We start from the raw sequence: 3,563 nt of genomic DNA on the forward strand, positions 1-3,563 counted from the left end.
GAAGTGACTTCGGGAACGGCAAACCATCCCGCCCAAGCACGTCGATAACCATGATTGCACCAGCTGCACAGATGCCCAGCATTCTACCGGTAGTGGCTGTCTGTGACAACCGGATAAGCACGGAACGAATGTCGTATTTGTTTCTACGCTATACCCCATTGGTTTATACTTTGTTCAATCAAAACAACCGATCAGATAAATTTATGAAGAATATACGACGAATCAGGTTTTTTAGAAGACAATCGATGTCGTATATATCACGTTAGGCATGGATTTATTTCAAATGAAAGAGTTATATTACGGCTATTTTGGGACACGTATTTATTTGCCACTATCTGGGTTATCACGGCGTTGGCGGAATTTTTTTAGACATATCAGAGGAAAGTCAGATCGATTTTCTCAAAATATGCTCCTTCCTAGAATTTCGTGGAAGGACTGCACAAAAGTACGCAACATTAAAATCTGGGAGCATGAGAAAGCAAATGGGAATGTACGGCTCAGTGAACTCGGCATCCTATCTGCACTCGCCGCTGATTGTGGAAACGGTACCAATCTGTTTGAAATTGGCACTTTTGATGGACGAACAACGCTTAACTTCGCGATGAGTTCACCAGCACAATGCACGATTTATACACTCGATTTACCAGCAGACCTTGATACCCTATTTTCTCTTTCAGACGGTGAGCGGCACATGGTCGACAAACCTAAGTCAGGTTCTAGATACGAAAAGCACCGAGAGTCTTTTCCTGCCGTCATCGGAAAAATTCATCAGTTGCTTGGTGACTCAGCAGTATTTGACTTCATACCTTATAAAGATTCATGTTCGTTAGTTTTTGTGGATGGTTCTCATAGTTATGACAATGTGATGTCTGACAGCCGAGCTGCCATGAAGATAACAAATAAAGGCGGAGTGGTGATTTGGCACGATTACGGAGTTTGGGAAGATGTTACAAAAGCACTTGACGAACTGGCATCGTGTGAAGGCTACGATCTTCGCAATATCAGCGACACGAGTCTTGTTTACTGGAAAAAAACATGATCACATGGGGCTTGGCAATTTATCATCCTTAGGGACTGTATTTAGCGCGATAGGATGGGTAGAGCAATAGCGAAACCCATCAAATACTTAACATTCAAGCCTAACTCAACACGTAACACGTAAGGCGGTTTTGCGCTAGCAAACCGCCATAAACGAAGAGAATAAAGTTGATTGTTACACGCTTTTCCAGGTTGTTTTTTATGTCTTGGCTGGCTTTAGATTTTGGTTATATATTGGGCATGGCGGTTTGCTAGCGCGAAACCATCCTACACTGTTACGCGGCTTCAAGAGAAAATGTATAGCCAGACAATGAATAGTAAGCAATCCTTACCACCAAAGCCTACAAGAATCTTAGTAATCGCAATGCGATACCTCGGTGATGTGCTTTTGATTACTCCTTTATTACGTTCAATTAGAAGTGCATATCCAGATGTTCAGCTAGATGTTTTAGTGTTTCGTAATACGGCGGCTATGCTTGAGGGAAATCCTGATATTAATAGTGTGATTACCACGCCTAACCGGCCTAAATTCGCAGATTATATACAGTTGCTGCCACGGCTTTTCCGCCACTATGATCTGGCAATGGTTACCCAAACTGGAGACAGGCCGTTTTTATATTCAGTCCTTGCGGCACCCTTTCGCATCGCCGTTGTGCCGCCGAGAAATACCACGGGATGGTGGAAACGTTTTTTTATCCAGTGCTGGACAGAGTTTGATAATATCGATACGCACACAGTTTTACAAAACTTAAAATTAACGGATATGCTGGGGATTGCGCGTAACTACACATTGACGCCACCGCAAGCTAACCCTATCGAACCCTTGGCAAAGCGTTTTGATTTTTTAGCTGGTGATACCGGATATGTAGTGCTGCATATGCATCCCCAATGGGTATATAAGCGCTGGACTAGAGAAAGTTGGATAGAAATCGGTCATTATCTAAATAAATTGGGTTTAAAGCTGATTGTTTCGGGAGGCTCGGCTCAGAAAGAAAAAGATTATGTTGCCGGCATTGCCGCAGAGCTTCCTGGAGATACGGTGAATATAGCCGGACTCGTTTCGCTAGCGCAGCTTGCCTACATCATTGCCCAGGCAAGGTTATTCATAGGGCCCGATACCGGCATTACCCATTTGGCCGCTGCTACAGGCATTCCAGTGATTGCGCTTTTCGGGCCGACTAATCCCGTAAAATGGGGGCCATGGCCTAAAGGGTTTGAGCAAGACATAAACCCCTTTGAAAAAAAAGGCAGTCAGCAGGTAAATAATATCAGCTTGATTCAGGGTGAAGGTGATTGTGTACCTTGTTATTTAGAAGGTTGCGATCGACATCGATTGAGCCGAAGCCATTGTCTTGACACCTTATCCGCCCAAAAGGTAAAGCAAGTCATTGCAGCGACGCTGCATTCCCCGGTAAGCTAGTGAAACCTGACTGACGGAAACAGATAAGTTGTTCGTAATCATTTGGTTATTGATTCCATCACTTCTGCAGGACGGGGTATTCAACCAATGCTGTTAAGTTAAGCGATTTAGTCCCTTCTCCCTTGAGGGAGAAGGTTAGGATGAGGGGGATATAAAATAAGCATTTTTCCTTATTTTATTCTCCTCACCCCGATCCTCTCCAGCAGGAGAGGGGAGGGCTTAACTTAACGGTTTTGGTTGTTTTTTGTAGAAATAAGCCGCAGCAAGTCCGGCAAGAATGACAGCGATTATTAGGTAGCGTTTGTTCATTTGCACAATCCGAAGTGGCAAGTAACGGTGATTATAATGGGTAAGAATTTAATCTTGATTGGGTAATATTACTAATCAGCCAGAATACAGGCGTGGATGACCTTTAATTGGTGTGAAACTGGTTTTAAGTCAAATTTTGTATAATGGCTTGGAAAGGGTAAGATTATCGGGAACTAAGATAATTGTTAAACTTCAAATATATAGAATCATGAGTGAATCCGCATATAAATCTCATCCGATCTGGTCGTTAGTTGCACAAATTTCTGAAGTTACTAAAAATGAAACATTCTACGAACCAGCGGTAGCTGAAAATGAGCAGTACTCGTTCGCTAGGAACAAAATATTTGCTACTACACGGATAATACGAGCGTATCTTGAACAAACACCGGCAGTTCTTGCCAGTATTCATGGTTTGAATCAAATTAATGGTAACTTTCAGGGCGTCGTAAATGAAGTGGCTTCTTTCATTTCCAACAAAAATCCTGCTCATATTGTTAATGCTGCAAATCAGATAGATCAGAGCGTATTGCCTCTGCTCTGGTCATTTCCCCCCCGACTCCACGAACTTGACCATAATGTAATATCTGAGACTGTCGAAAATATTAGGAGCGCCTCGTTAATTACAATCCAAAATCTTAAGCGAGAAGAAACATCTTTAACGGAAAAAATATCGGCATTGCTAATTATATATAGATACTGTATAAGTTTTGGATCATTAACATGCACCGGGAGGTTGCGATGGATTGTCCAAAATGCGGGAAGCAGGCGAGTTGCAAAGACGGCCAAGTGAATGGGC

Annotated in this window: 3 protein-coding genes; all 3 read left to right on the forward strand. The window is 42.7% G+C overall.

Translation table 11 applies throughout. From position 1 onward, the window contains the following. Positions 1 to 268 precede the first annotated feature (268 nt). A complete protein-coding gene (locus tag ACLQ6D_RS11275) occupies positions 269 to 1,039 on the forward strand; it encodes a class I SAM-dependent methyltransferase (RefSeq protein WP_411727383.1) in 771 nt (256 codons plus the stop codon). A 363-nt stretch (positions 1,040 to 1,402) separates the two neighbouring features. Further along, positions 1,403 to 2,458: a glycosyltransferase family 9 protein gene (locus ACLQ6D_RS11280; protein WP_411727385.1), complete on the forward strand. Its 1,056-nt coding sequence runs from the start codon at positions 1,403 to 1,405 to the stop codon at positions 2,456 to 2,458. A gap of 517 nt (positions 2,459 to 2,975) precedes the next feature. Beyond that, complete coding sequence (locus tag ACLQ6D_RS11285; RefSeq protein ID WP_411727386.1) at positions 2,976 to 3,557, forward strand: hypothetical protein; 582 nt, start codon at positions 2,976 to 2,978, stop codon at positions 3,555 to 3,557. The last annotated feature ends 6 nt before the right edge of the window (positions 3,558 to 3,563 follow it).

The organism is Methyloglobulus sp., assembly GCF_046714055.1.
In the GTDB taxonomy this organism is placed as follows: domain Bacteria; phylum Pseudomonadota; class Gammaproteobacteria; order Methylococcales; family Methylomonadaceae; genus Methyloglobulus.